Origin of the sequence: Enterobacter sp. MGH 33 (assembly GCF_000534535.1) — a bacterium.
Classification (GTDB): domain Bacteria; phylum Pseudomonadota; class Gammaproteobacteria; order Enterobacterales; family Enterobacteriaceae; genus Enterobacter; species Enterobacter hormaechei_C.
The window spans coordinates 3,740,287-3,767,187 of sequence record NZ_KI973212.1; the positions used below are offsets into that span (position 1 = coordinate 3,740,287).

General features: G+C 51.4%; 38 protein-coding genes, 1 tRNA gene and 1 pseudogene. 7 read left to right on the forward strand and 33 right to left on the reverse strand.

Going from position 1 to position 26,901, the window contains the following annotated elements; all coding sequences use genetic code 11:
* From L379_RS06700 to L379_RS06590, 25 genes are all read right to left on the reverse strand, one after another.
* Entirely contained in the window at positions 1-351 is a 351-nt protein-coding gene (locus L379_RS06700) for a hypothetical protein (RefSeq protein WP_032654538.1), read from the reverse strand.
* Positions 352-354: 3 nt separating this feature from the next.
* Complete coding sequence (locus L379_RS06695; RefSeq protein WP_032654540.1) at positions 355-615, reverse strand: hypothetical protein; 261 nt, start codon at positions 613-615, stop codon at positions 355-357.
* A gap of 1 nt (position 616) precedes the next feature.
* A complete protein-coding gene (locus tag L379_RS06690; protein ID WP_032654543.1) occupies positions 617-1,099 on the reverse strand; it encodes a DnaT-like ssDNA-binding protein in 483 nt (160 codons plus the stop codon).
* A 36-nt stretch (positions 1,100-1,135) separates the two neighbouring features.
* Positions 1,136-1,492 carry an Ig-like domain-containing protein gene (locus L379_RS26115; protein ID WP_127353320.1) on the reverse strand — a complete coding sequence of 119 codons (357 nt, stop codon included), beginning with the start codon at positions 1,490-1,492 and terminating at the stop codon, positions 1,136-1,138.
* Positions 1,417-2,370 (reverse strand): major capsid protein, encoded by a 954-nt coding sequence (locus tag L379_RS06685; RefSeq protein ID WP_032654547.1) that lies wholly within the window; start codon positions 2,368-2,370, stop codon positions 1,417-1,419. The genes L379_RS26115 and L379_RS06685 overlap by 76 nt, the downstream gene beginning before the upstream one ends.
* Positions 2,371-2,382: 12 nt before the next feature.
* Positions 2,383-3,153 (reverse strand): hypothetical protein, encoded by a 771-nt coding sequence (locus tag L379_RS06680; protein WP_017693495.1) that lies wholly within the window; start codon positions 3,151-3,153, stop codon positions 2,383-2,385.
* Positions 3,154-3,239: 86 nt separating this feature from the next.
* Positions 3,240-4,331: a phage minor head protein gene (locus L379_RS06675; protein ID WP_032654550.1), complete on the reverse strand. Its 1,092-nt coding sequence runs from the start codon at positions 4,329-4,331 to the stop codon at positions 3,240-3,242.
* A 1-nt stretch (position 4,332) separates the two neighbouring features.
* The gene (locus L379_RS06670; RefSeq protein WP_032654554.1) at positions 4,333-5,721 is read right to left on the reverse strand and encodes a DUF4055 domain-containing protein; all 1,389 of its coding nucleotides are present in this window, start codon (positions 5,719-5,721) and stop codon (positions 4,333-4,335) included.
* 1 nt (position 5,722) lies between these two features.
* Positions 5,723-7,030: a terminase large subunit domain-containing protein gene (locus tag L379_RS06665; protein WP_032654557.1), complete on the reverse strand. Its 1,308-nt coding sequence runs from the start codon at positions 7,028-7,030 to the stop codon at positions 5,723-5,725.
* A complete protein-coding gene (locus L379_RS06660; protein ID WP_032654560.1) occupies positions 7,008-8,006 on the reverse strand; it encodes a terminase small subunit in 999 nt (332 codons plus the stop codon). Before L379_RS06660 ends, L379_RS06665 begins: the two co-directional genes overlap by 23 nt.
* 219 nt (positions 8,007-8,225) lie before the next feature.
* Complete coding sequence (locus L379_RS06655) at positions 8,226-8,456, reverse strand: hypothetical protein (RefSeq protein WP_003859853.1); 231 nt, start codon at positions 8,454-8,456, stop codon at positions 8,226-8,228.
* A 1,095-nt stretch (positions 8,457-9,551) separates the two neighbouring features.
* Complete coding sequence (locus L379_RS06645; protein WP_023314673.1) at positions 9,552-9,821, reverse strand: hypothetical protein; 270 nt, start codon at positions 9,819-9,821, stop codon at positions 9,552-9,554.
* 7 nt (positions 9,822-9,828) lie between these two features.
* Positions 9,829-10,458: a glycoside hydrolase family 19 protein gene (locus L379_RS06640; RefSeq protein WP_032654568.1), complete on the reverse strand. Its 630-nt coding sequence runs from the start codon at positions 10,456-10,458 to the stop codon at positions 9,829-9,831.
* Entirely contained in the window at positions 10,458-10,739 is a 282-nt protein-coding gene (locus L379_RS06635; protein WP_022651286.1) for a phage holin family protein, read from the reverse strand. The genes L379_RS06640 and L379_RS06635 overlap by 1 nt, the downstream gene beginning before the upstream one ends.
* Complete coding sequence (locus L379_RS06630) at positions 10,726-11,112, reverse strand: phage holin family protein (RefSeq protein WP_032654570.1); 387 nt, start codon at positions 11,110-11,112, stop codon at positions 10,726-10,728. Before L379_RS06630 ends, L379_RS06635 begins: the two co-directional genes overlap by 14 nt.
* Positions 11,113-11,290: 178 nt before the next feature.
* Complete coding sequence (locus L379_RS06625; protein ID WP_032654574.1) at positions 11,291-12,262, reverse strand: P63C domain-containing protein; 972 nt, start codon at positions 12,260-12,262, stop codon at positions 11,291-11,293.
* 152 nt (positions 12,263-12,414) lie between these two features.
* Positions 12,415-12,491: transfer RNA gene (locus tag L379_RS06620), tRNA-Arg, on the reverse strand.
* A 419-nt stretch (positions 12,492-12,910) separates the two neighbouring features.
* On the reverse strand, positions 12,911-13,720 hold the full coding sequence (locus L379_RS06615) for an antitermination protein Q (protein ID WP_032654578.1): 810 nt from the start codon (positions 13,718-13,720) through the stop codon (positions 12,911-12,913).
* The gene (locus L379_RS25935; RefSeq protein WP_048244230.1) at positions 13,720-13,857 is read right to left on the reverse strand and encodes a YlcG family protein; all 138 of its coding nucleotides are present in this window, start codon (positions 13,855-13,857) and stop codon (positions 13,720-13,722) included. The genes L379_RS06615 and L379_RS25935 overlap by 1 nt, the downstream gene beginning before the upstream one ends.
* Complete coding sequence (locus tag L379_RS0124225; protein WP_023304241.1) at positions 13,854-14,210, reverse strand: RusA family crossover junction endodeoxyribonuclease; 357 nt, start codon at positions 14,208-14,210, stop codon at positions 13,854-13,856. Before L379_RS0124225 ends, L379_RS25935 begins: the two co-directional genes overlap by 4 nt.
* Entirely contained in the window at positions 14,207-14,500 is a 294-nt protein-coding gene (locus L379_RS06610) for a DUF1364 family protein (protein ID WP_032654581.1), read from the reverse strand. Before L379_RS06610 ends, L379_RS0124225 begins: the two co-directional genes overlap by 4 nt.
* A complete protein-coding gene (locus tag L379_RS06605) occupies positions 14,491-14,691 on the reverse strand; it encodes a hypothetical protein (protein ID WP_032654584.1) in 201 nt (66 codons plus the stop codon). Before L379_RS06605 ends, L379_RS06610 begins: the two co-directional genes overlap by 10 nt.
* 5 nt (positions 14,692-14,696) lie before the next feature.
* Entirely contained in the window at positions 14,697-15,296 is a 600-nt protein-coding gene (locus tag L379_RS06600) for a DUF1367 family protein (RefSeq protein WP_032654587.1), read from the reverse strand.
* Between the two features lie 404 nt (positions 15,297-15,700).
* Positions 15,701-15,934, reverse strand: a complete 234-nt coding sequence (locus L379_RS06595) for a DinI family protein (RefSeq protein ID WP_006811588.1) — start codon at positions 15,932-15,934, stop codon at positions 15,701-15,703.
* Between the two features lie 156 nt (positions 15,935-16,090).
* Positions 16,091-16,495 carry a hypothetical protein gene (locus L379_RS06590; protein ID WP_032654593.1) on the reverse strand — a complete coding sequence of 135 codons (405 nt, stop codon included), beginning with the start codon at positions 16,493-16,495 and terminating at the stop codon, positions 16,091-16,093.
* 449 nt (positions 16,496-16,944) lie between these two features.
* On the opposite strand from L379_RS06590, the gene L379_RS06585 reads away from it, so the two are divergent.
* Complete coding sequence (locus tag L379_RS06585; RefSeq protein WP_006811590.1) at positions 16,945-17,325, forward strand: hypothetical protein; 381 nt, start codon at positions 16,945-16,947, stop codon at positions 17,323-17,325.
* A 132-nt stretch (positions 17,326-17,457) separates the two neighbouring features.
* On the opposite strand, the gene L379_RS26345 is transcribed toward L379_RS06585, so the two are convergent.
* The 8 genes from L379_RS26345 to L379_RS25205 all read right to left on the reverse strand — a co-directional run bounded on the left by L379_RS26345 (position 17,458) and on the right by L379_RS25205 (position 22,157).
* Positions 17,458-17,583, reverse strand: a complete 126-nt coding sequence (locus L379_RS26345; protein WP_255248575.1) for a hypothetical protein — start codon at positions 17,581-17,583, stop codon at positions 17,458-17,460.
* A 319-nt stretch (positions 17,584-17,902) separates the two neighbouring features.
* On the reverse strand, positions 17,903-18,322 hold the full coding sequence (locus L379_RS0124235; protein ID WP_023304246.1) for a hypothetical protein: 420 nt from the start codon (positions 18,320-18,322) through the stop codon (positions 17,903-17,905).
* On the reverse strand, positions 18,319-18,579 hold the full coding sequence (locus L379_RS06580; protein WP_032654595.1) for a DUF977 family protein: 261 nt from the start codon (positions 18,577-18,579) through the stop codon (positions 18,319-18,321). The genes L379_RS0124235 and L379_RS06580 overlap by 4 nt, the downstream gene beginning before the upstream one ends.
* Before the next feature lie 3 nt (positions 18,580-18,582).
* The gene (locus tag L379_RS06575) at positions 18,583-19,269 is read right to left on the reverse strand and encodes a DUF1627 domain-containing protein (RefSeq protein WP_032654598.1); all 687 of its coding nucleotides are present in this window, start codon (positions 19,267-19,269) and stop codon (positions 18,583-18,585) included.
* A gap of 11 nt (positions 19,270-19,280) precedes the next feature.
* Positions 19,281-19,973 (reverse strand): replication protein P, encoded by a 693-nt coding sequence (locus L379_RS06570; protein ID WP_032654601.1) that lies wholly within the window; start codon positions 19,971-19,973, stop codon positions 19,281-19,283.
* Positions 19,957-20,949, reverse strand: coding sequence for a replication protein (locus tag L379_RS06565; protein ID WP_032654604.1), 993 nt, complete (start codon positions 20,947-20,949; stop codon positions 19,957-19,959). Before L379_RS06565 ends, L379_RS06570 begins: the two co-directional genes overlap by 17 nt.
* 435 nt (positions 20,950-21,384) lie before the next feature.
* A complete protein-coding gene (locus tag L379_RS06560; RefSeq protein WP_006811599.1) occupies positions 21,385-21,927 on the reverse strand; it encodes a toxin YdaT domain-containing protein in 543 nt (180 codons plus the stop codon).
* Positions 21,928-21,929: 2 nt separating this feature from the next.
* On the reverse strand, positions 21,930-22,157 hold the full coding sequence (locus L379_RS25205; RefSeq protein ID WP_022651660.1) for a transcriptional regulator: 228 nt from the start codon (positions 22,155-22,157) through the stop codon (positions 21,930-21,932).
* Between the two features lie 115 nt (positions 22,158-22,272).
* On the opposite strand from L379_RS25205, the gene L379_RS06550 reads away from it, so the two are divergent.
* The 6 genes and pseudogenes from L379_RS06550 (at position 22,273) to L379_RS06530 (ending at position 26,894) form a co-directional block, all read left to right on the forward strand.
* Complete coding sequence (locus L379_RS06550; protein ID WP_032645736.1) at positions 22,273-22,683, forward strand: helix-turn-helix domain-containing protein; 411 nt, start codon at positions 22,273-22,275, stop codon at positions 22,681-22,683.
* A 58-nt stretch (positions 22,684-22,741) separates the two neighbouring features.
* Positions 22,742-22,982 (forward strand): annotated as a pseudogene (locus L379_RS26350) (hypothetical protein).
* A complete protein-coding gene (locus L379_RS06545; protein WP_022651662.1) occupies positions 22,982-23,167 on the forward strand; it encodes a YdfD/YebW family protein in 186 nt (61 codons plus the stop codon). The pseudogene L379_RS26350 and the gene L379_RS06545 overlap by 1 nt, the downstream one beginning before the upstream one ends.
* Positions 23,168-23,176: 9 nt before the next feature.
* On the forward strand, positions 23,177-23,335 hold the full coding sequence (locus tag L379_RS26120) for a YdaE family protein (protein ID WP_032654607.1): 159 nt from the start codon (positions 23,177-23,179) through the stop codon (positions 23,333-23,335).
* 83 nt (positions 23,336-23,418) lie between these two features.
* Entirely contained in the window at positions 23,419-23,706 is a 288-nt protein-coding gene (locus L379_RS06535) for a hypothetical protein (RefSeq protein WP_022651664.1), read from the forward strand.
* 122 nt (positions 23,707-23,828) lie between these two features.
* Positions 23,829-26,894, forward strand: a complete 3,066-nt coding sequence (locus L379_RS06530; protein WP_022651665.1) for a RecE family exodeoxyribonuclease — start codon at positions 23,829-23,831, stop codon at positions 26,892-26,894.
* Positions 26,895-26,901: the final 7 nt, after the last annotated feature.

The following is a 26,901-nucleotide window of genomic DNA, read 5'->3' on the forward strand; positions in this document are numbered from 1 at the left end:
TTAAGCCCTCAGTTGCGCTTTGTAGCAGAGAACCAGCGAGGCAGGTTTTGCAGGGTTGGGGTTCACAATGCGGTAGGCTGTGCCGTCTATATCAACCACATCGCCGATTTTAATTTCCTGCTCTGACGTAAAAACAATCTGCACGTCGCCGTTAACGATGACCGTTCCATCTATTTCGCCTGGCGCGTATTCAGTCTTCACGCCCACAGCAGTAAAACGGACCTCTTCAGTTTTATGTTCAACGCCGCCGATAACCGTTACCGAGCCTTTACGGGTGACGTTGTATAACGCTCCGTTCTGCCTGAGCATGCGCGTTGTTCTGGCCTGCATACGTAGGTAATCAATGGGCATTCGTCAGCGCCTCTCGATTTGCAGATTGATAAAATCAGTTTTGAGTGATTCGATGGCGCCAACCATAACGTACGGAAAACCACCGCTATGCCAGGCATCCATAACCGCACCGCTTTCATCAATAAGCAAAATAGCCATGCTACGATAATTGCCTTCGCGAGCAGCATGAAGCGCCTCTTCCAGAAGCCTAATAACCTCTGTTCGGTTATGTTCCAGATCAGCATCTTTTCTGCTAGCCAGGTTAATAACTTTCAAGTCCGGCATGTCATGCCCTCTCTGCAAATGCATTGATTGCGTAGCCACGACCACCAGCAAGATCGCCCAGCAGCGCCATGACAGCAGGATAGGACGGAGTGAAAACTTCACCATCTGCGACCGCATAGGTCATGGTGACAGCACCTTCCACACATTCAGTTTTCACAGCGGCTTCGCGCACGCTGGAGAGTAAATCTCCGTCGATTGCCTCTACCGCCAGCATGCACTGCGCGGTTAAAACCTGCCGTGGAACTTCATCAGGCGGGAAATCATGTTCATCCAGAACGACATTCATGCGTGGCCATGCCAGAGCCTGTCTCGGGTCAGCTTTTGAGCCTACCCAGTCCAGCCCCTCCAGGTAATCCATTGCCTTAATCAGCAAAGGTGTGAGCTTGTCAGGCAGTTTAATGCCGCGTAATTCAGCAAACGAGGCAAGTTCCTCTTCACTGGCGTAGCTGTTGGCATCAGGAGAGGTGATATCGGTATTGATCATCTAATCATCCTGTTTATGGGGCTTTCGCCCCATTCGTTATTCTCCGGCAGGCGCAGTGAAGGTGATCTCATCAGTGGTTTTCGCCACTCCTTCAATCGTGCCGGTCACCGTGAAAGTGCCAGCAACGTCTGATGTGAGTTTCACCGTTGCACCACCAGCAGAGCCGGTTTGAGAACTGGCCGTGCTAAGCGTGCCGCCTGTAGACGTCCACACGACGGTTTTACCGGATACACCGGAGCCGTTCAGCGTGTACTTCAGAGAAACAGTTACCGCATCTGTGCTGTCAGCGGTTGCGGAGGTTTTATCCGCTGACAGCGTTACTCCCCCACTGCGGATTCCAGTTTGATCAGCACGCCTGCCGTTGATTTGTTGCTGGTGAAGTGCTTCTTCCAGTTGCCAGCAGTGCCGATGGCGGTCAGGTCAGGGTTATCACCTTTGGCGGTATCCCAGCTGTAGCCCAGCAGATCGACGTTCACCACACCTTCAGCGCGATAGCCAACCGCAAGGTTTTCCTGATCGTTGATATCGTAGGAACGGAAGCCCGGCGCCTGAGACTCGGTAACGGTCACTGCGCCGGCCACCAGCCCAAGGATCGCATCAGCATCCATGGTGTCGGTCACCAGCACAGGTTTACCCAGCGTGCCCGGCTGCCCGCCGTAAACCACCACGCCCGCTTCTTCGTAAATTTTGTTGGCAATCGCCTCATCCACAATGTCGAAGTAGGTCGCGGAGTGCATCACGAACAGAACCACTCGGTTAAACTTGTCGCCATATTTGCGCAGGCCACGCGTCAGGGTCTTTTTACCGTCGGTCTCAATGTCGGCGGTTACGACCATGTCGGCGTTAGCACCAATCGCCGCAGTCAGCGCTTTCAGGCCATATTTCACATAGCCTTCCAGCGTGGCATCTGCGACATCAACGCCGATCACTTCGGAGAACTCATCAACGGAGCGGCCACGGCGTTTAAAGGCCTCTTCCGTGGTTTCATACGGACCGTATTTCCACGGTGCTTTAACGGATACCGCTTCACCGGCACCGATTTTTTTACCTGTGACTTTATCGACAGAGTTCACATTGCGCGATTCGATGGAGCCACCAACTTTGTAGAAGGCGCGTTTACGGAAATCACCTTCAATCAGTTCGTTATCCAGCAAAATCGCACCGTTGGAGGAAGCGTTGAACACTTCCAGATTGTCCTGGCGACGCTCAAGAAACGCGGTCTGCGCCAGATCGTCATAAATAACCAGGTCGTTATTAACAGTCGTTGCCATGGTATAAATCCCTTATTTCGGAAGTTTGAGGAAGGCCTGCTGGCCGTGTTTGCGGATGTAGTCCGCTTTGTCGCTGGCGCTCATTTCGGAACGTTTCAGGCTTCCACCACCGTTTGGCTTGTGTCCGCCCGCGCCCGTGCCTTCTGCGCGAGGGAACAGATGCGGAGCCGTCTCCTTGAGTGACTCCGCCCATTCAAGCGGGCTTAGTGGGGTTTTGCCGTCTTTGCCGAACAGAACATCGCCATTTGCATCAACCGCTACGGCCTCGCCTTCGTCGTTGAGCTGGAATGTGCCTTTGGCACGCAGAATCAGATCGTCAGAAGCTTCAGGCAGCGCGCCCGCTTTGGAGGCTGCTGCACGGATTGCATCCCCGAGGACCCGATCCCGGAATTTGTTGGAGAACGCTTCAGCTTTTTCCGCGCGCTCGTTTGCCGCTTTGATCTGCTTATCCACATCAGCACGCATGCGCTCGGTACGCTTATCCAGCACCTCGTCAATTTTTCCGGCGGCGATAAGCTTCGCCTCTTCATCGTCAGAAAAACGCTGGAGAATGCCGCGTACAGCGTCTGGGTCGATACCGTCAAAACGTGACAGGTTTTCTTTTTGCTGCTTGATGGTGCCCAGCAGCTCAGAATTTTTTGTTTTCAGGCCTGTAACTTCATTGGTCACACGCTCATCAATCAGCTTCTGGATTTCGGGGGTGATTTCGATACCGCCACCACCACTGCCCTCACCGCCGCTTTCAGGTGCGTAATATTTCAGAAGCATGTTTCGAATTAACATAATTTCCCCTCGGGATTTAGTCGGGCCTCGCCCATAAAAAAGCCCCGGCGGATGCCAGGGCGTGTAGAAAGTGGTGGTTGTCAGGTTCAAGGACCTGATAGCTGCTTAAGACGTTCCAGGCTGATCCACTCGCCTTTGTCAGTGAACATATCAGCCAGATCGATTTCACCCGCGCGGAACAGACGGCCACGCTCGGCACCCAGAACCTGATCCTGCCTTTGAGCTGGCTGACGCGCGAGCCATTCCAGATACGTGGTTTTCGCCGGTACCTGTCCGTCCATGCTGGCGCGGGTACCATCCTCCATTTCATCGATATCGATACCGAGTTCGCGCCACGACTTCAGAATCAAGGTTTCGGTAGAACGGCAGCAGAAATGAATTTTCCCGGGTCCTTGCAGGTAAGGTACCTTATGCCCGACCGGTTTATTATCCAGGGTGTAGCGCAGCAGGTCGCGAATGATGCAGTCGTGGCTGGTTTTATTATCCAGCGTAGACAGCCACTGCTTACCCTTCACGATGTCGCTGTTGGCGCTGGTGAAGCTGTTGCGCGCGGTGGCAGCCAGATGATTAACGGCAGTTTTAGCGATGCTTGCGGCGTTTGCCCTGCTCATCTGGAGCGCTCCGTCGCGATAGTCTTTATTGGCATGGCCGCGCACGCTTCGGGCGATGGTTTCAACCGTGTCGCCAGCAAGATAGCCACGGCGTACAGCATTTACGATCCGCGCCAGCCTGTCCGATTCCAGATTCTCCGCCCACTCACTCAGCAGGCGCCCCTGAAATGGCTGCGCCATCGCCGCGGCATAAACCATATCGGCGCTAATTCCCTGTAGCGGGTAGCGTGCCAGCACCTGTGAGGGAAGAAGGGAATCGAACAGGCTCAGCTGATAACTGACCTCGTTCCTGGAAAGCGCCAGCAATTCGCCTTCCAGCCCGGACTGCATCGAAGCGACAGCCTGATGATTAAGTTCGCGTACGCTGCCGAGCAAGCTTTCCAGACGTGTAACCCTGAAGCTATCAGGAGGCAATCTGTCCAGCGCATCGAGCAGACGGGCAGACAGTTCTGAGTCCGTCTCGTTAAGCAACTTCACCATCCGGTTAGCCACGCCCGTCGCATAGCGGCTAATCCAGACAGAATGGGCAATGGCCTCATCCCGCAAACTTTCGTTGACTGTTGCCATATCATCCCCCGTTCAATGAGGGAGCCTGATTGCGGAGTGCATCAATCACATCATCCGGGCTGTCTGCCGGGTTGATGAGGTCGAGTTTCTGAAGCGCCCGAATCATGTCAGTATCACGCAGCGCGCCGGACTGCCAGGCGTTAACAATAGCGGTGACCATCCCGGATTCGGCAACCTTCGCGATGAATTCCTGGTTGATCGTGTAGCTCGTCGATTCGTCCTTGATTCCGAGGTATTTCGCACACCAGCCCAGCGCCAGCGTGTAGGCCTCGGAAACGTTGGAAACACAGATACCGAGCACCGATGTTGATGATGTTTGCTCACCGCTCGCCTGGGTTGCAGTCTTCGCCGTGGCGTTCTGCTCAATCAGCCGGGCACCCAGCTGCACCATGTAGTCGCGCTTGTTGTCCATGGCCTCTTTAGCCAGCATGTTCGGCTGCGCCTGGGCATAACCAAACGATCCGTCTTTAGGAAGCATCAGCGGTGAACGGGAACCTATTTTTACCCCGGTCTTTTCAAGGTGATCTCGCCAGCCCGTATCAAGCCCGGTCATATACGGCTGCACCTGACCACAGAACCACACGCTGTCCTCATAGTCAGCGCTGTTTCGATAATGGCCATGGTTTATCTCCACCAGCGCGGCCAGCGGTGAATCATCGATAGTGGGATCGTTGTTCTGAGCACCGACAAAGGTGAACGGGATTTCGTCCCAGTAGTCCTTCCCTTTCGGCTTAGGGTGGTATTCACTGTCAACGCTGTAGGTTCCGCTTGCGGTGCCACCTGCCCGGCGCCATACACGGCAGATAAACTTCCCTTCTTCCAGCGCCAGCTCGCGGTACTGAATTTCGTCCTTGTAAGCGTAACCATCCGGCTCTTCTACGCATTCGCGCAGGACCACCAGTACCAGCTGATCGCGTCCGTTAATTCGCTTTGTTCGCCAGTTGATGATGTTCTCTGCCGGATAGCGGAGAATGATCGCTTCGTCTGATGCCTCTGCATAGTCAACGTAAAGCCCATCACGCGCCACCTCCAGCACGTTCTCAACCACCAGCTGCGACTGCTGATAAATGCTGGTACCCGCCCCGTCAGCATTATCCAGCAGGTATTTCAGCTTCTCCGGGCCGTTAAACGTTGGGTCTTTGCGATACGCCATGCCAAGCATGCCGATCTTCGTATTGCCGGCAATGGCGTAAAATACAGCGCGGCGCAGATAGTCCTCGTTGCGCTTACGGTTGCGCGTGGATTTATCGGTTGGATCGAGATAAGGCAAGTACTTATTGCCCGCCGCTTTTACGGCCTCAGCGCCTTTGCAAAAGTCTCTGTATTTCCGCCAGGCAGCAGAAGCCGCCCGGTGTTCTGGTCGAACCCAGGTGATGTCGTCGTTTGCCATATCAGAAAGTGGTGTCCATGGTGATTGAGTATGCCGGTTTCACGATGGGGTAATCCTTCACAATGAAGTACCCACCAGCATCATTGGGGTGATCGTTATCCGCTGATTTATCCGGTTCGCCATTTGCCGCCCAGATTTGCTGCTCGAGGCTCTCGGTATAAACCGGGCAGTTCTGGACGTTGACCAGATAGCGGCGTTCGCCGTTGGCGTTACAGAACATGGCGTTCATCGAGTTGATACGGTCCTTAACCGGCGGGTTGGCATCATCAACAATGACGCTGAATCCGGCTTCGTTGAGCTGGGCGATATCGGTCTTACTGGCGTTCTGGGATTTACGGGAATCGCCTGAGGCATCCGGGTAAATATAAATCTCCCGGTTTTTCACATAGCGGCCATCCTCGTAGCGCCAGAATTCCTCCTGAATGCGCTTAATCATCGCCGGCGTGTCGTAGACCTTCACTAACTCACGAACAGCGCGCGGAAGGCCGTTACGCTTTACGTGAACAATCGCGGCCATTTTCCCCACGTTGAAGTCCATACCGATGAAGAGCGGATCCCCATCCTGAATCTCGTCAGAACAGTTATTCAGCTTACGGTTGAACGTATGGTAAATGGTCCCGCTGTTAAGGTTGGTGAACTTGCCGCGCAGATAGGCCTGAATCAGTTCGTCAGGGTATGAGCTCAGAAGCGATGGAATGTAGTCAGGCGGCAGGTTCTTTGCGTTGTCGAATGTGCTGGCCTGAATCAGACCGTACAGGGCCGCAAGCTCTGGCTTTTCACGTACCGCCTTCAAGAACTGCTGGTAGACGAATTTGAACCCTTCAGGCGTGGTCGTTACGTCAATACCGTTACGCAACCCATCAACCTTGTAACGCATACGGGCGATGATTTTTCGCCAGGCCTGCTGCGCTTTGGCAGCCGCCATGACGTCCAGTTCATCCACCATCGCATTACCGATTTTGAAACCAACTATCGAGCCTGGCTTCTCCATTGAGCGGCAGATTGTGGTTCCGCGGTATCGTCGCCCCTCGTAGAAGTGAACCTCTTTGTTCCCCTCATTGATTATGACGCTCAGCCCCCAGTCAAAGGCCACTTCCTCAATCGTCGGGTAGAAGATGTCACGGATCTGCGGGTACGTCGGCGCGAAATAACCCTGGTTGATTTTAGGGTGCTCCCACATCCCCTTACAGATGCCGCCACAACCCACCCACGTCTTACCGGAACCGAACCCGGCAACGTAGGCTTTGAATTTGTGCTGCATCGCGAGGAAACGCGCCTGAGGAATGTTAAGTGTCGGGCTGATCCCCATCTTCCGCCCTCGCGTCCACTACGTTGATATTGATCTGAACTGGGGTCGGTTCGTCACCATCACCATCACCGGCCAGCTCTTTGCGGAGTTTCTCAACCTCCAGCTGCCGGCGGTCGATTTCGATCTGCTGGAGACGCTGAGCGAACTCGCTATCCGCCAGGCCAAGCCGTTTCATTACGGCTTCGAACATACGCTCACGGCTGATAGCGGTTATCTCGACGCCGTTCTTTCCGACCTTTACGCCGGAGTAAGCGAGTCGCGAGACTGGCGAGAGTTTACGCGTATCAGCGAAGTAAGGCTGGCCGATACCATCGCCGTTACAGCGTGGGCAGGCAGGGTTAGGCTCACGATTATGGTCATAGCCATAGCCACCAACATCAGCGGGCTCGCGACTTTTCCGCTCAAGCGCTTCGAGTCGTTTCTCTTCGAACTCCACCATATCGCGCCACTGGTACTGGTGACCGAATCCCCAGCAGTAACGACACGCGCCGCGGCGATACTGCGATAGCTGGTTTGTATCGAAGGTGGCAAGCTGCCACATCTGCGCGAGGACTTCATCGGCACCGCCAAGCGTGCGCGCAATGGAGGCTTTCTGCTGTTGTGCAATAGCCTGGGCAACTGAAGTTTTCTGAAGGAGTTGATAACCAATTTGTTCAGCGGATTTTTTGCTGTAACCCGCCCTGATAGCTGCTTGTGTGGCGTTACCATCCTTTAGGTATTCCGCAACAAATAAGCGTTGCTGAGCAGTAAGTCCATCATCATCCATCAGCTCATTTGCGCTTTGTTCTTTCTGCGCAATGCGCACTTTTTTCTGCGCAGATTTTTGCGCAGTTTGCGCAGAAGTTTTTTTGATATATCGACGGGCGGTAGCGTAGTTCAGTCCCTGCGCTTCACACCATTCCTTTGGTGATACGCCGGTTGCGGCATGTTCGGACAGGAACCGTTGCTGAAGCTCTCCCCAGTCCGGTTTTGCCATTATTCACTCCAATAAAAAAAGCCACCAGCGAGTGCCAGTGGCTTGAATGTGGTAATCAGAAATGGGTTCGAACCGTTGGGACAAACAATATTAAGCGCTCACCCGCTGGATTAAAGTAGCATCACGCTTCGTCTGGCCGATATGAACTCCTGTATCACTCTACTGACGTATAGAACCAAGCATGCCCCATCCTACTGCTACGCGCCAGTCTCGCTGCTTTCAACCAATCAGAGCATCATAAGCCTCGATAATTTCTTTCCTGCTCACGTATCTGTCGGCTGCCACCAATATGGCTCCACTTTCGCCTTTCAGAAAAGTTGAAAAAAAAATCACCACATCCAAACACCTCACCTCATCATTAGCATACAGATAAAGAATCTTGCTCCGATAACTTCGAATTTTCAGCAACTTAGCAGGCTCATCATCAGCAAAAATCAATAGCTGTGCCATAAAATCTCCTTCTACACATAATTCCTTACAAGAGAAGATTGTTAGTCCCATGAACACTCAATCACATTGACGAATCTTTTGCCTGTGATTTACGTTACCTTTAATATCCCAAAAGTCTTTTTTAACTCATACACCTGAATTCAATTCTGAAAGAAGTGAAAATGGCAGCAAACAAATCACCAGGAGTTTAAGTTTATTTAATTAGTTATAGTGCAGAATGCTTAACCCTGTATATAGAGTTCGCTTCTTCGCACTTTTCTTTCAGGTATATGAACCGGGTGGATACTTCACTGTTTGAGCAGTTCGTCACAATGCAGTAACCCTCTACCCACGCCTTTTCATCCTTTTCTGCAAACAAACTTTCGAAAATGGCAACCCAAGCGCTGTTAGGCATGCGTTCCAGTTCAAAATACTTCATTGTCCCTCCCTCACGAAGGGTTCTGTACTCATCCAATCCTAAGATTTTCATACTGCATCTCACGGTCTTTTTAATGTTATGATTTCTAGCATCATATCCAGGCTTTTCCTACCCCAAAATCCATGGGACTCTGCATTTTATCATCATTAGCAACCAGCAGATGAGCTTTGTAATAGATGAAGAATGCGCATAAGAAAGCCATAGCTATTCATGTGACATGCCTGTCCTCAGTATTGGATTTAGGTTACCTTCTGGATAAAAACTTACCCATCAACATTAAAAATACAACGATTCCAACAGGCACTCCAACAATAGGTGTAGCGAACGCGCTTACTCCCACGGCGGCAACCATACCTCCCAAAGTACTAAACATGATGGGTATGATTAACATAATGATAGCCTGGGGTATTCCTGCCTTCCAGAGGAGTAACACCATAATGACAACAAAGAACACCATGAGAAAAGGCATTGTTTGCCCCCTTAATTAAACACACTCTCTATATAACGACCATTTGGAAAATTTATTTAGTTATCTTTCAATTAAGGCCTACTTGCAGTTCGCCTGCCACGCTTTGTTATGCGCCAGGATGTCGCGCTTCGTCTGCCTGTCCAGTACATCCCAGTCGTGCGCTGTGCAGTAGATGGGTTTAACCCAGTCGCAAGACGTATCGGCTACCTCAACCCTTACGGGTCCAGTTGTCCCGCAGCTCGCGATCAACATCGTCGTCAGACATATGGTTAACAGTCTGCTGTACATTGCTGGCCTCTTTCGTTGCTTCTACCCGGCGTTCGGCTGCTGCGACCGTTGCCGCTGCGTTATCTTTGGTGCGCTGCTGGTCGGCTTTCGCTTCAGCTTTGCTGGTGCCGCGAATATGGCCCAGGCCAAAAGCGCCTGCAATGGCGGAAATCACCAGTGCGGCCAGCCCGATTATCGTTTCGATACCCACTCTCACCTCACACCAAAACTGATTTCGCCAGATTAAACAGCGCACGGCGTTTATCCAGCCCGTTGCGGCCGCCATTGATTAACAGTGTCACGCGCTCAATGTCGCCGGAATGAAGAAGGCAACCGCGGGAGGCATAGAACCATGCGGCAGAGCGCGCGGCGTATTCATCCTTTTCAAGCAGCTCCGGATGAGTAACAAGGTCCAGTTTCAACGCCTGGCCACAACTGCGATAGTTGCTCAGGCCGGTAATCTGTTTCAGCCCACGACCGCGATATTTCCAGCCATCACCAGCGACCTGATTGCCAAGGTGTTCTTTTCCCCACTCACCACCGTATACCAGATTGGCGATCGCTTTCTGGTTTGCCGGTTGCGTTGCCGTTCTGCCAAGTGCGGCGGATTGCTGTTGAGTGATGCGGCGGCTGCCGAACGTCGGTACCAGGTTTTCAACCGCGTAATTCAGGTTCTCCACCAGTCGGGTAAATCTGGTGCTTTCATGCCCCATCTGGGCAATAAACATGGCCTGATCAAGCGGTGCGGTGATGCCGTATTCCTTCATGGCGGCGTCGATATGCGGAAACCAGCGCGCAGCTAATCCGGCGCTGATACCAGCCGCCTTCTGAAATTGCGATTGGTTCATTAGTGCCTCAGATGATCAACCAGACGTGCAACGTTGCCTTTGACGGCCACCAGCACGGAAAGGAATATGATATTGGCCGCAATGGTGGCCCATGATGAATGCGGGTAGATCCCACACAGGTACGCCAGCGGTACAGCGCTGTAAGTGACGGTAATCAGCCAGGCTAAACGCGAAATCCATGGCCGATGCCGCGAATCACCACGGCGGTAAAACATCAGAGTAATTACAACTCCGGCGCAGAGCAGCGCGTTGATAGTTGCTGTTGGGTCATTTAGTACCACCTGAACCTCCCCGGCGCGTTATCAGCGCCACCAGCGAGCCGATGTCCTGCTTGTTCAGGAACGTAAGGATTTGAACGGCTAACGCAGAAGCTATTACGGCACCAATAGCATCCAGAGGCTTCTCGGTGTACCCCGTCCAAAATGTGAGTTTTGACCCCAACAACCCCGAACAAAGAATGCCGACGATATACGACACGAAGAAGTAGGCCAGGCGACGTAACACACTCAGGTCAGCTGCTGTCGCTATGTAGAATACTGCGCCTGCAAATGCTCCAAAAACAACACCGTAATCAGTTCCGGTCAATAGACCGTAAACACTTGCTCCAGTCAAAGCTAAACCGGCCAGCCCTGTGCCGGAAAATGGATCGGACATAGGTCTCCCCTCATATAGCTGTGTATCCTCTCAGTAATGAGGGGAATAAAAAAAGCCCGCACGGGAGCGGGCAACGAATGCAGATATTTATTTTTTTCAATTTCAGAACGAAGATTATCGGCAGTATTGGGAAAGACTTTAGACAATAAAAACCCGGCGCGGTGGCCGGGCAGAAAGTTTATAATTCTGGCTTCATACGGCCAAAAACTTTTTCAATGCCGGCCTCATACTCCTCTTTGTTGTCGCTCATTGCTGCAACGCCAAGAAGTTTGCCGATGTGTTGTCGTAAGGCCTTGACGCCAATTTCAGAAAGGAAGAGGTGTAACTTATCTGATTGCTTTCCATTCTCATCCCTACTGGCGTGAATTTGCTCTAATATCTTCCCCTTACTCTTAGCCAGTGGGACGTAAATTTGCATATTAGTCAACTGTCCAAAGCGGATCGGCCTGCCTTTTTCCGGACGATTAAGTCCATATAACCGATACCATTCTTCATACAACTCGTCGGGAAACTCTTTCTCATATTGGCGGGCTTCCTCTCGTACAAATGCCTTAAAAGCATCGATTACCTCTTGAACTTCAGGTCGATAACCGGCCAATGCATAGGCTACGCCTTTTATACCTGATTTAGCGGAAGCATTTATTAGTTTTTGAGCTGTATCGGCAGCAGGAATTCTAGACGGTGGAAGAGCATCGGCACTTTTTGCATCTATCAGCGCCTTTCCGATATCAACGATCACATCAATATCAAACCCATGAGCGTTATTGATGTTTTTGGACTGCCCACTATATTGAAAATTAATAGGATTTTCAATTTTCGCTATTAAACTTGGACCACCAAACTCCTTCATGTAACCAGCGCTTAGTAGTTTATCGACATCCCTTGCGAAGTTGCCGATACCTAAAAGTCGAGCAAGTCCAGCCTTAGTAACTACTGCGGTTTTCGATTCATCACTTAAGACATAACACTCAGCATCTATTCCAAATTCATCTTTGAAATTACCCATATGGGTGGCTTTGTGAATTTTATCCCTCCACCTTGCAGCAGCAGCCTTTTTGGCAATGTCAGAACGCTGCTCTTTAGTAAGAGACTTAGCCCTAGCAATCCCGCCCTTAGCTTTACCCTTTGGATCTTTCTTATCGTCTGACATATGCAAGCACCTTTCTGTAAAATATGCTTGCATAATAAACAGCAATCAAAACACATAGCAAGCATTTTTCACTATTTCATGCTTGCATAGTCAAGAGCATATAAAAGGCCGCCGGATGGTAGCCTTCAGTAAACGAATGTTGTAGTGCTTAATGGTCCGCCATCGAGGATTTGAACCTCGAACCACAGAGGTAGAAGCTCCGTGCACTGTCCAGTTGAGCTAATGGCGGAAAAAAAAGACCAGCATTGGGTTGCTGGTCATGGGTCATGGGTCATGCAGTTGTCTCTGCGAAGCGGGTGTATACCCCACCCAGTGTTATCAGTATCGAGAGCATTATCAAATGCCATAAAAACTATAGCACTGATGAAAAAATTCACTCTGTCAAAGGCCATCAGAAATGACCTTTTGCTCATAACGGGAAGCCAGCTCTCCCGAATGCTTAGTGTCACGCCTAAGCAGGGCATGAAATCAGGCTTTCCGTTGTGTTTAAAACGAAAAAACCCCGCGGTATTAACCGCAGGGCTTTAAGGATTTCTTGCTGGTCGGAACGAATGAACGGATTCCCAGCGTTAGAGTTAATGCTAGCCGAAAATTCCGCAGACCTCAACACCTTTTTTCTCTGACAATTGAGCTTTATAGAAAATCAGCCTACATCGTAACTGACTTTAAGGCGCTGTCTGCATAACCTTCTTGCCTGTGGCATTCTTCCACCAGCAATTCAAACAGCGGTTGCAGCTGACCGTAAGCGGTGGTTTTTTTTACATCCCATACGGTGCGGACGCCCTCCAGCACATTGGAAAATTTTAGCCGGGCGTAACCTCTCCCCGTGCAACGGTCACACACCTTCATGACCGGCACGCCCTGTTCCTCTGTCTTTTTCTTATCCAGCACCCTCCCTTTCCCGTGGCAGCGACACGCATTGCTGATAACGCCTTTGCCGTTACACGCTTTGCACAGAACGCGCGCGCTCTCCCGAACTGATTTCCACTCCTCCCAGTATGAGGGGTAAACACCCTTTGTAACTTTTGCCCATTTTGGCGGCTTGCCGTCAGGGTATTGGATTTTGTTGGTGAATACCTCGACTTCGGTAAAACCGCTACCATCGCAGCAGTCACATCTGCGAACGCTTGCCGCACTACGGGCGTAATCCTGGTATGCAAAAGCACACATAATTTCGAGAACGCGCTGCCGGACTTTTTCATCGAGTTCTGTAACTGATTTAAAGCGTCGGCATAGGACCAACGATGCTCCATAAAGCGCCTCCATTGCCCGGTCAGGGCTGCTGATACCAATTTTTGCAAGGTATAAATCGAATCCAAACCCACACTTGGCGTTAACCAGTCCAAGCGCGGTCATAACATCAGTTCCGGTCAGATTGTCGGTGGCAGTCGCCCTCGAGGAGTCACTGAACATCGGTGATTTTGGCGCGAAATATTTAGCGACTGATTCGAGGTTCATTATGCGGCTCCTGCTGAATGATAGATTCGAACAAAATTACGAAGGATGCGGTAGTCCACCAGCACTGATCCCCGGTAGCGGTAAATGCGAAGGCGCTGCCAGCGCGCGCGTAGTACCTCAAGCGTTTCTGGCTTCATGTGGCCTCCCCGATGATAATTTGCCCGGTTTCTCCCCAGATTTTGGTAACCCGCCCGTCCCAGACATGGCTATCCTCGTCAAACACTGCATCCAGCAGAGCTTTTTCCAGATTGTCTTTGTCCGGCTTTTGTTGATGAGGCTGGCCGACATATTGCGCCCGCTTCGTCTTACTCCAGCTCTTTGGCATGGGGATAACGAACGTGACGTGATATCCGGAATCTGGCAGGCGGATCCCCAGCAACCGGACCTGTTCTTTGTATGCCCAGTAAGCTGCTGTTGCTGGCCGTTTATGCCATCTGTCGCGCTGAGTCATTCGGGGTTTGCCGATCGGCGTAATTTCGTAAATTTTCATGCGGGCACCACCAGCCCGCGGCGGGCAACTTCAATCACTGTCAGAACAATCGCGCGGTCCATAAGTTGCCGACGCTCGTCCCGGTTCAGCTTATTCCCGTTATCAATGCTGTCATGACAGCAAACGCAGAGCGCAGCTGTCGCACAGTCATCGGTTTTTAATCCCATGCCTTTCCCTTCGTTTCGGTGTGCCACCTGCGTTCCCCATGCTCCACAAAGAACACAGCGCTCGATCTGCCCGACGGCGGCGAGCCATTTTTTGCTGCGATAAATAGCCACGCTCACCCCCATATCCGGTTTTGCCACCGGCGATTTATACGCGGTGGTTTCTTGCCTTCAGGCAGCCGGGCGCTGACGGTCCAGGTGAGATAATCTGAGTTCAGGTTGCGCTCTACCTTCACGCCGCGGCGCTGGTATTCCGCAATGAGTTCTTCGGCCTGCTGGGTTGTGCAATCGGTATGATGGAACCAGGTCTTCTTCATTCCCGTCACCCCGCAAAACTCATGAGCTGCGCAGCGGCGTTCTCCGCCTCGCCCTGGTCTCTGAACGCTTTTGACAATATCCAACGCCAGAGGACATCGAGCGCGGCCTTGTACAGCTGCTGGAACTCAATTTCGTCCATGTTGGCGAATGAAATACTGCGTGGGTGCTTCTGAAGTGTGCCATCCGGAAGTTTGATAGCGTCGTAATGCCCGGCCTGAATAGTCACCCAGGCGCGGTATGCATCGAAAGATTTACAGAGGCTGATCCCGTTTGTTACGCGGCGGCTCGCAACCTGCTCAAGATAGTGCTCAGCGGCATCGAGCAGTGCGCTTTCGTTTCCGCCATAGGAAGCCAGGAATTTAGCGTAGCCGGTAACCAGCTTGCGCTCGTTGGAGGAGATTGCGCCGCCGGTAGGCTCCCAGTATTCGAAGCCCAGATTCAGCAGAGCGAAGAAGCGGCGATGAAACGCAGGATTGCGTACCTGTTTGAAGTCGGCCACCAGCACGGCGCCGAGCTTGATTTTTGATTGCAGCAAATCGCTGGTCTCCGGCGTAGCCGGGATCAGGATCCCTGAGGACTGCTTAATGAGTTGTAACTGCGCCATGGTGTTCACTCCGTGGCGCATCGCGGTCAGGTTGCTGGTTGTTCAGGCCAGCTCAAGAATTATGATTGCGTACGTAGTGACAAGTCAATTTTTAGAAGCCATTTCCCTTACAATTTCCATAATGGTTTCTTTGGACCAGTAACGATCATCCCTACTTAGTTTTCTGTGAGTTATGGACCTATCTTTGGTGGAAATTATATAGCGCTCTTCCGCCCCCAACTTGAAGGACAGCAACTCCCTTCCTTTCCCATCGGTTATGGTCACTCGCAGATCTGACTGAACTACACCCTCCACGGAATCCCCCTGAGCGACATACAGACGCGATTAGAAATTGTCGGCAGCAGCATCAAAGGGATTCGCAAATTGCGGTATTCTGAAAATGCGCGCTACCCCTGAGTACACCCTTAATAGAACCAGTCGTCTGCACTTTCCCAGGTTTCCTGAAGGATACCTTCAACCGTCTTCTTCGCTTCCTTTGCCCCACCATAAACGCTTAACCCATCCGAACCAGCACGACGAACAACCAGACTGCAATCCTCGAACTGATTCCGGAGCCGTTTTAGCAGTTCTTTTTCCAGCGCTGGCATTGCTCCATCAGGAAGTTTCTTTGTGCGATCAATGGTTAACTCAACTTTCATGGTGGCCTCCTTTGCACATACTGTGTTTTTATACAGTAACCCGCAAACTCAGAATGATCAACCTGTTAAGAGCACAAAATGTTAAAAACATAAACTTTTAGACATAAAAAAACCTGCCGAATAAGGCAGGTTATTTGTTGCTTTTACATACGTTGCTTAATAGCACTGGAATATGGTGTTGAACTTTGACTCTGTATTATAGGTTCCGTAAAACCCAGCCATCTTTCCTATTCCCTTGCTATACATCATGCTCCCTGAATAGCCAATAATCATATTTTCTTTCGCAATATTCAGTATAGGACTATGGAAAATCTCACCGTTTCCAAAATTTTCAAACATAATATCGAAACGATTACCGTAATCAATAATCACAGTCCCTGATGGAGACTGGCTATCAAGTTTTGCTTCTTTATAATTCGTGATGCTGCATTTTTTTGTGGCAGCACCAGCCGGATTGTTGAGATTGGTAGCAACTGGAGATTCTACATATCTTGTTTGTTCTTTAATCACGCAACCTGATAACACTGGAAGCACCATGCCCAGAAGAAGGAATTTTTTCACGATTAGTCCTTTGATATATTTCTGACAAGATTATTCCTCAGCAGAGTGTCGAGAAAAAGCTGAAGCCTAATAATTAGGATTTTCCTCAGATAGGATAGCAATATTAACCACAATACGATATCGCTTGTCATCAGGCCGCCAACTCTCTTGGCACACAAAGATCAGGAAGATTCGCCCTCACCAGCGCCTCAGCGAATGGCGGAGGCACAGCATTGCCGCAACGGATTAATGAGAAAGAAAAAACCCGCCGAAGCGGGTTTGCTTTGCGTCACTAATGAAACTTCTCTTACAGCGAATCACGAGCGAAGCATTCTCGCGCACGTTGCGTTGCTAAGGCTACGGGGTTGAATGGCTCTCCGTGCCCATTTAAGTTGGTAAGCGGTGTTTTGTTGAACGGTTTTTGAGACGAAGATAGAATCAAACAAAACATTAAAAATGGAATATTAATTATGGATAAGAAAACCGCATCGCTGGGCTTTTCTGCTCTGTTTGTTGCGAGTGTCGCTTTTGCTGAAACTACAAGTAACTGGGTTGAGGTTACCACAGCTGATGATGGCGTTTTTTCAGCAAAAGCAGGGACATACAGGAATGTTAAAGGTGATTCATCTGCCTTGTTCATGTATCAAACAAAAAATAAAAAAGTAGAGTATTACAAAGTTAGTATTAAAGATGCCGACTGCGATAGTGGATATGGAGAGATAAAACTCTTCTATATGGATGGGAAGTTAGCTTTCAAAGGTGATTATGTTGCCGAAGGGAACAGCGTCGGCGCTGGTATTGGTGATTTTATGTGTGCCGTTAGAGGTGCTGCTAACTCACAAAAACGTTAAAGGAGGGGGCTATTGTTAAAACAATAGCTCATAATCCATATCAGAAAAATACTGATTCCGCCATTTCTGGATAAAACCCTTTACGCTCCGGCCATAGAGAATTACTTCTGTGCTCTGCTGGGGATTTAGCCATCATTCAACCTGCTGTTGCGGCGGCAACTCATCACGATTACTTACAGGTTGGCTACCCTGAAGATTGGCGGCGCGGCAGGCATTCCAGCCGCAACGAAAAGTGACATCAAAGTTGTCCTCTTCCATGAACCTACACTTGTACTCTTCGCGTGTCAGCTCACCAGGAACAGATACCTGCGCTGGCGGGGCGGAGTAAATACTCGTCCTCAATGCCCTCAACGGGTTTTGAGAAGCCGATAAAATTACCGTTATGCCAAGGTTAAGGGCCGTATGGCTCAACGGTCACACGACGCCAGCAAAGAATGGCAGTCCCCGCTTCGAGCGATTCCAGCGCTAACTTCATCACAGCAAGCGCCCGCATCTTCGTTTACGATGCCAGGCGTTGCATCGCGCTCTTCTTCAAGCTCCGAAATGGTCTTCAGGAGCTATTCTTTTAGGGTATTGCTCATGATGCTGCTCCTTTGCGAAGTTGGGCGGCGAACTCGCGGGCATCATCACCGCTGATATCTGCATGCATCTCTTTGGCGAACATCTCCACTGCTTGCGCCCGAACTTCAGCTAGGAAAGTATCGGTGGCCGGGGTTTCTCTACGTTGCATTACGACATTTATCGCCTGCTGTAAGCCCACATCAGGCCTCATGGAGCCGTGCGTGTTGAATGCGTCCAAAGCCAACAGCATTGTTTCGCTGTCAGTAGCCGGGACTTTTTTCAGCCCCGCATTCTCCGCAGCCAGCGCAGCGAGCTTGGCTTCTGACTCGGCAAGTTTCTTACGCAAACCAAGTTCACAGCTATGCGCACCGCTGCGCCCCCTCTCAAAAGAAAATCCGCAGTCACAATAAAAAACGTTGTCTTTCTCGGTAATCATGCCGCCGCCTTGTTGTGTGAAAAACGTTTCAGGTCAAAGTCGATTGTTGCCCGCAGGTCACGGAAGATACCGCAGCGCCCGTGGCGAACCAGGCCACCCCGCTCCACCGCTACGCGGAGATATTTCTCCGCCGTGGTCCGGTGCAGGCCGAAAATCGCAACGACATCATTCGTGGTGATGCGTCCCTGCTCCTTCACCAGTTCGATAATCCGGTTAATGATCAGGGTGCGTTCTTTGTCGGTTTTCTTTCTGGCCATCGGTTATTCCCTCCCTGTCAGCTGCTGCACGAGATTTCTGTGGCGACCAATAACACGAACCGCGTCACGCAGTTTGGTCAGTTGCTCCAGCTTGTTTCTGGTGCGGCGGATTTCGCGCGAAATGTCCCGCACCGCTGGTACCGCTTCGACTGCGGCGCGCCCTTCGGTGAACGAGGGGATTTCACTCACGATCTGTTCGACTGGTTTTGCTTCTTCCGGCGCGGCAGGTGCCTCCGGTACCGGTTCTTGCTTAACGGGTTCTGTAACAACAGCAAGGGACCAGGTAACGCCTTTGCCCTTCCCGTTCTTCACCACAACGCCCTGGCGCTCCAGCGCGCGAAGAACAGAGACCATTCCGCGGGCATTGCGATTGACGGCCGCAGCCAGCGAAACTGTCGTCATTGCCCCCTGCTCACGCAGCTGCTGTCGGACGACATCAGGATCAATGGGTTCCGGCTCCTCACCTTTCAGACGCGGGGCCGGATTCACAGGAGCCTTTGGCGTTGACTGCTGAGGCTGTCCTGTCACGGTACCGAGGAACCAGCCGCCATCGCCAAAATCGCACAACCCCTGATCACGCTGCTCACGTAACATGGTAAGCGCATCGACCGGGTCGATATCAAGACGGGCAGCAACTTCGCGGTATGTCGCCCGGCCCATTTTTTCCAGTGCCTGAATTACGGTTTCCATGTGATTTCCTCTCAAATCAGTCCAGCGTCTTTCCGCTGTTTGTATTTCGCCATTAGCATCTGCGCCGGAGTCGGGCCTCGATCCTGAGCTGGTGCGGTTAGTGCCCGGCGTACTGGTGGAACAGGCTTTCCATCAAGAACACGCATTTCCCAGTCGTGGAGTAGATCACCAGCAACGCGAACAAGTTCTTTCTCGCTGAGCTGGCCGTCAGTACCGCGCCTGCGCAGTTCAAGGCAAATGTGATAGAGCACGGGCTGGCTCCACGGATATTGCTCACTGGTCGGGTAGCGAAATACCAGCTTTCGCCAGCGCCAGTATTCGGACATGACATCGTCAACGGTGATACCCAGGGCGCCATGACCTTCCCGGCACCATGCGATGAACTGACCTGGCGACGGCAGGAACGGGCGTTCCTGGCGACGTGCAATGCGCAGCCCGGCGTTCACTTGTTCCATGGTGGTGATCCCGTTTTCACGAAATGCCTGAGCCCACTGGCGGCGCAGTTCGTCGAACTCAGACTGGTCACTGAAGCTATGCACGCTGGCCGGGAATGTTGCACGCAAGGCGCTAAACAGCGCGTTGAAGATTTCAGCGGTCTGCTCTGCGGGCGTGTCCTGCGCATCCGGCAATTCGGGCATGCCGCGTGCTATGCGCGCAAAATTGTCACGGTCTATGCTGACCATCTGCTCAGAAAGACTTTTCATCGAACACCCCGTTGATCCAGTCTGTGTTGTTGAAATCCACCTTGCCCTTCGCAGTGGTCTTCGCTGGCTGTCCACCGCTGCGCAGGCGCTTGGTAGTTAGGTCGTCCCACTTCCTGCGCAGGCTTGACGGGCTCAGGATGTTGTCTTTCCAGAAATCATCCTTATTGGCCCACTTGAACAGATCGCATATCTCGAAGTGCGTATGTTTGTCCTGGACGCGCATCAGGCGGATTGTGTTAGCCCATTCGACCCATTTCGGTTCGCTCAGGCTGGCATTGACGGTCAGGCGCAGAGAATGAATCCAGCGAGCGGCTTTGAGATCGTCAGCAGTTCCCCATGATTTACCTGCCGGGGTGTAAATTCCGTCAGCAGCTTCAGGGTGACGAGAGAGGAATTTTTGAGTCGCCTCGTTTCGGGATTCTTCAGAATTCCGAGACGAAGAGATCTTATTATTTATATTGTTGTTATTATATTGTTGTTCATGATGCGCGGGGAATTGCGCGGTCTTATGCGCGGGTAAATGCGCGGCATGTCCCTCGCAAGCCGCGCCACTACTGGCTTCGTCATGCGCGGTGAAATGCTCGCCGTTATGCGCGGGGAATTGCGCGGGTAAATCGTCTATTTTTTGAGCATATTGCTCATAATTTGTGATGGTTATCACAGTGCCTTTTCGCTTCTCTCCAGAACGAGAAATCATTCCTTCGCGCTCGAAAACATCAAGCATCCTGTCCACTGCGTGGCGACTACTCGGCTTCCCTTCCCGGTCGCATAATTTCAGCCCCAAATCGGCCGTTGTGGTTACCAGTTGTCCGGTTTGTAAGGGCCATTGACGGCCTTTAAAGTTCGCCGTGTAGGGCTGACGTGCAGCACCCAAAAGAAGGTTCTCCCACAACGTGCGCAGGAACACATCTTTCGCCCAGGGCTTCTTCAGTACGCTCCGGTACAACGGGATGAATCCGGTCTTCTGGTTCTCCATCCGGTTGCTCCTGATGGCACTACGTGCCCCAAAATCGGCATAAGCGACATTTGACATGCTATGCCCCTTTAGCCTGGTGTTTAGTACATGCGTTTGTCATAATGACCTCGCAATTACGTCCCGTTTTTGCACCCGAAAGCCGTTGGTGACCCCTCACCGCGGCTTTCACCCTTTTAGAACAGCCCCTGCTGCTTACCGCGCTTGATGCGCTTCGACTCAAACCGATCTGCCGGCACTGTCTGTTTTTCTGCCCATAACTTCGCGTGACGCAAAACATCATCGAAAATTCTCCCCTTACGACTTGCCTGAGACATTCGCTTGTACATATCGACGGCCTGAAATGCCCCCCCTGCGCCACAGCTGCGGTGAAGCCCTGCCGGATAAGTTCTTCGCGAACGTGCTTTTCAATAAATTCGACATGATTCACTGCACACCTCACATGACGCCCGGTCCCATGACTGCGAGACCACTCAGAACCTGAACAACAGCCTCCCCAGGCAGAAGCGCCAGCAGGTGTTCAATGCCCTCCCTCACTTCTTTCACCAGCTGGTGCTGCGGCGCCCTCAGAATCACCGCGCGTTTCGCTTCGCCGATCTCCTTCTCCATCGCTGCATAGCGCGTCATAAAGCAGTCCTGAGGTACCAGGCGGCCACGGAACTCAAGCGGTAGAACGGCGATGATCGCGGGCGACAGCTGGCTGATGTTTTTGCGCGCATACTCCGTATCACCATCGAGCCAGCGGAAGAGTTTCTGACGCTTACGGCTCAGGTCTTCGGGAAATTCCAGCCCGGCGCCGCCCTGTCGTTCCCACTCCTCAACGATGATCCCGGCAACGACATCCTGGTTATCCAGTGACGCAGCCCAGGCACGAACGGCGTCTCGGATCTGTTCGTGCTTATCTGCCGCGCCTGGCTGATTGCGATTTATCATCGCAACCGGAGTTAATCCGGTATTTTGTTGATATGAAATGGCATGCATGGTCAAGACTCCTGTTTTGGCAGCCCGTCTGTGGGATTTGGATAAATGTCACTACGTACTTCATGCGGAGTGATTTTCCATCCCAACAACTTGCAAATCGGTAGCACTCGATGCGCGGGAACCTCATGGTTCAGCCACAGACTTACAGCTTGAGAAGTTGTGCCAAGATTCTTGGCGATCTCTGTTTGAGTCATGACATCGCATACTCGCTGTTTAATTGATTTGGTCATATCCAGCCCTCAGTGAATGAAAAATGAGATTACAGCATGAAAATATTATTTTCAATCATGTATGAAAAAAATCTTTGCAATGCACTATGAAAGGCTACCTTGTAGAATGAATGCCATGAAAAAAGCACCTCATGAAGCGTTCGCCTACCGACTTCAGCTCATCAAAGATGAATTCGGCTGGAACATGTCTGATATAGCCAGGAGAGCCATGGTTACTCCCCAGGCAGTTCAGCAATGGGCTAAAGGTGAGTCAGCGCCTCGAGGTGTAAGGTTGAAACGCCTTGCAGCTGCCACAGGTAAACCAGAGCACTGGTTTTTTATGCCGCCTGATGCAGGTGATGATGACCTGAGCATGCATAAACCTCCACGGCAACTGGATGAAAAAGAAATCGCTTTGCTCTCATTATTCAACCAGATGCCTGAAGCTGAAAAGCTTCGCCTCATCGTTCACGCAAAAGCTACTCTTAAAGAGTTAGATCTCCTCAAGGATGACGTTACCAACATCATCCAAAGCATTCAGAAGTAAAAATCACATCTTTTTTTTCATTGCATCCAATAGTTTGGATGCATTGACACACCCTTAATTGAAAATTCATATTTCATTCCGCTTGCTAGATGTAAATAATATTTGTATTGTTATCTCCATCGACAACAAGCGCATCGTTGTCAGGTAATAAACGTTCCGCTGGCCGGCGACAAGGCAAAGAGGATGAGATGATTGATTTTGCACGCAAACCAGCACAGCAGCAGGCCGTTCGCCTCAACTGGATTAAAGTCAGAATCCGCCAGCTTTGTTACTTACTGGCTCAAAAGGGTACTCCGTAATGAACACTTTATTTGCACTGGTTCTGACTGTTATCTCCCTCAACGGTGAATCGCAGGATGTAGTAATCGATGTATATGACAACCAGCAACAGTGCCAGGCAGCTGCTATCGAGCAAAACGTGAATGGTGAGTGCTGGCCTGTAGAGGGAATTATTCGTAACGGCGAGATCCCGGCAAGCCTGTAAGGAGCGGAAATGAAGAAAGAATGCGGATACTGCCGCAAGCCTTTTGAAGCGGGGAAAGAAGTTAAACGCACCTTGCTTTATTTTTGTGGCAATAATCTTGCCCGTAAAGAAAAAGAGTATTGCTCAAAACAGTGTGCTGAAAAAGACCAGATGGCACACGAAGCGTAATTAGCAGCCCTGTAATTTGAAAAAAATTCGCCATTTATTTGGCGTGGATTCTTACACCCTGAATAAACCAAAAGGAACATTCTATGGAAATCGTAAAAGTCGAATTAAATCTGAAAGCAATTAACAAAAGCATCGCTTTATTCAACTGCGACAAGAAAGTATCTGGCCTGATTCATACCACTGAAAACGGCGAAACCACCGTCGTACTTGATGGGGGTTATGTTCTTGACTCGTTCGACTGTCCGCACTGCGCTATCGAGGCTATCAGCCTGCTGGCCGTGAAAATTAAAGATGGTGAAAAGAGCGGGCACGGCAGCTATCGCCAGCACAAGCGCAACTTCATGGAGCGTGCATTCATCACTGTCCATTAAAAAGCCCACCGAAGTGGGCCTGCCTGTCCGGTCTCACCGACCAAAGCGAACCGGACATCCCCAGGTAAATACGAGGTGTCTTTCAGGCACCTCCAGTCTACACGATAAGAGGATTATGTGTCATGACTAACACGAACCCTGTATTTCTTGTTCGAAGAGCAAAAAAACAATCTGGTCAGCCTGATGCAGTTTTATGGTGCAGCGAGGACTTTGAAACCGCTAATGCCACCCTGGATTATTTACTGCTTAAGTCCGGTCGCAAATTTAAAGACTATTACAAAGCGGTCGCAACTAATTTCCCTGTTGTAAACGAACTTCCACCGGAAGGCGAAATCAGTTTTACCTTCTGTGATTATTATCAGCTCGATAAAGGCAAAATGAACTGGGAGCAGATCCCTGGGGTTTCTCTGCCCGAGCATCCTGCAACACAAAAAGCGGAAATGGCCGAAGCCACGGTCGTTAATGGCGTTGACACGTCTACTGGTGAAATCGTCGACGAACAGGCTTTTAACGAGGCTGATGCAGTTCCTCCGACCAATTCTGATCTGAAGATTGACGAAGGCGACGACGAAAACACGCGCTACCCGATCGTGCAAATGTCGTTCCGCAAGCAGCTGTTGTCGCAGCTTACGTCGGATGAACTTCGCTATCACCTCACGCAGGCGGAGTATCAGGAAATAAGCACGCTGGAAATGGACACTGATAACGGATACGTCCAGAACCTGCTGCTGGCAGCCGCAAGCGTAGAAAAGATCCAGACTCTGGATATGCCATTTCTGTGGAAATACACCAGAGCCGTCAGAGACGTTTTTGATATGGAGAAACGTCACGAACTCTCTCTGATTTTGAAGTTTACGCAAGTATGGGCAGAAACATCACACCTCGATCGTGGAATTTTGACAAAAGAATGGGCCAAAGGAAACCGCATCAGCGCCGTGCAGCGTACTGACTCCGGTACTAATGCCGACGGGGGCTATAAAACGGACCGCGGCGAAGGGGCGCACCATACGCTTGATTCTCTTGATCTTGAAATTGCCTGCGCCCTGCTACCCATGGATTTCAACCCACACGAAATACCAGGCAGCGTGCTGCGCCGCGCGAAGGAGATCGTCGCTAAAAAAGAGGAACCGTGGAAATCGTGGAGCAACATCCTGCGTAATCAACCGGGGGTGCTGGCAGTGAACCGCACAGCAATCTTCAATCTCGTGCGTATCGCTCCTGAGAACATCCACAAGACCCCTGCTGCTCATCTGGAATTTGTTAATCGAACAATGACCACAAATTTCAACTCCACGACCGAGTTAATGCCGCTGCCTTCTGCCGCCCCAGTTATTTCACGTGAAGGCGTGGACAAGCAGCTGGCAGCCGAACGTGGAGAATTTGTCGAGGGTATTAGCGACCCAACAGATCCGAAATGGGAAATAACCCACCGTATGACCACCACTACTCACGAAGAGAATTTACAACGGATTCGTGAAGAAGGTGCGCGCCGCGCTGAGGAAATGAAAGAGCAGCCGGAAATCACAAGTATGGGCAACGGCATGTTTTCCATTGAAGGCCTGCTCAACCAGAGCGCCTCAAATGAAGCAGAAAAAACGGAAGTGGAGACCACCAGCAATGTGCAGGTTCAAGAGAATAACAGTAATGAAGAACCGACTTGTGATGCGCTGTCACCGGGCAAAGTCGTATTGCAGCCAGGTGAAAGCAGTGCTGACACTGGTGAGGAACCAGCTACCGTAGAGCCGTCTGCCGCTGAGATTCTGGCCACCAGCGCGCCGAGTCTCGCCAGCCAGGACAGGGATGATGCAACCCAAATTCCTGATTCAGTAGACCAGAACGAACCAGAATCGGCACAAAACGAACCAGAAGTGCATCAGGAAGAACCAGCTGTTGAATATCCTGCTTATTTCGAGCCAGGCCGCTATGAAGGTCTTCCGAACGAGGTTTATCACGCCGCTAACGGCATCAGCTCTACCCAGGTAAAAGATGCGCGCGTGTCGCTGATGTACTTCAATGCGCGCCACGTTGAAAAAACCATCGTCAAAGAGCGCTCCGCAGTTCTGGACATGGGCAACTTAGTGCATGCGCTGGCGTTGCAGCCTGAACAGCTGGATGCAGAGTTCAGCATTGAACCGGTTATCCCAGAAGGCGCATTCACCACCACGGCGACACTGCGCACCTTTATCGATGAGTACAACAACGGCCTGCCTGTACTGCTGAGCGCAGACGATATCAAAAGATTTCTTGAAGAGCATAACGCCACGCTGCCCGCTCAGGTGCCGCTGGGCGCTAGCCTGGAAGAAACAGCGCAGAACTATATGACGCTGCCAGCTAACTTCCAGCGTATCGATGCAGACCAGAAGCAGACGGCAACGGCAATGAAAGCCTGCATCAAAGAGTACAACGCCACCCTGCCGACGCCGGTTAAAACTAGCGGCAGCCGTGACGCGCTGCTCGAGCAGTTAGCGATCATCAACCCTGACATGGTGGCGCAGGAAGCGCAGAAGCCACAGCCGCTGAAAGTATCTGGCACTAAGGCCGATCTGATTCAGGCCGTGAAGACAGTCAAACCAGATGCCGTGTTTGCCGACGAGCTGCTGGATGCCTGGCGCGATAACCCGGAGGGGAAAGTGCTGGTTACCCGCCAGCAGCTGGGCACCGCACTGAATATTCAAAAAGCGCTTCTGGCTCACCCGACCGCCAGCATGCTGCTGACCCACCCGAGCCGTGCCGTCGAGGTGAGTTACTTCGGCTTTGACGAGGAGACGGGCCTGGAAGTTCGTGTGCGCCCGGACCTCGAGATCGACCTGGACGGTGTACGTATCGGCGCAGACCTGAAAACTATCAGCATGTGGAACGTAAAGCAGGAAAGCCTGCGCGCCAGACTGCACCGGGAAATCATTGACCGCGACTATCACCTGAGCGCAGCCATGTACTGCGAAACCGCGGCGCTGGACCAGTTCTTCTGGATTTTCGTCAACAAAGACGAGAACTACCACTGGATCGCCATCATCGAGGCATCCGCTGAACTGCTGGAGCTGGGCATGCTCGAGTACCGCAAAGCGATGCGCGCTATCGCAACCGGATTCGACACAGGTGAATGGCCAGCACCAATCACTGCCGACTACACCGACGAACTGAACGACTTCGACCTGCGCCGCCTCGAAGCGCTGCGTACTCAGGCATAAGGGGGAT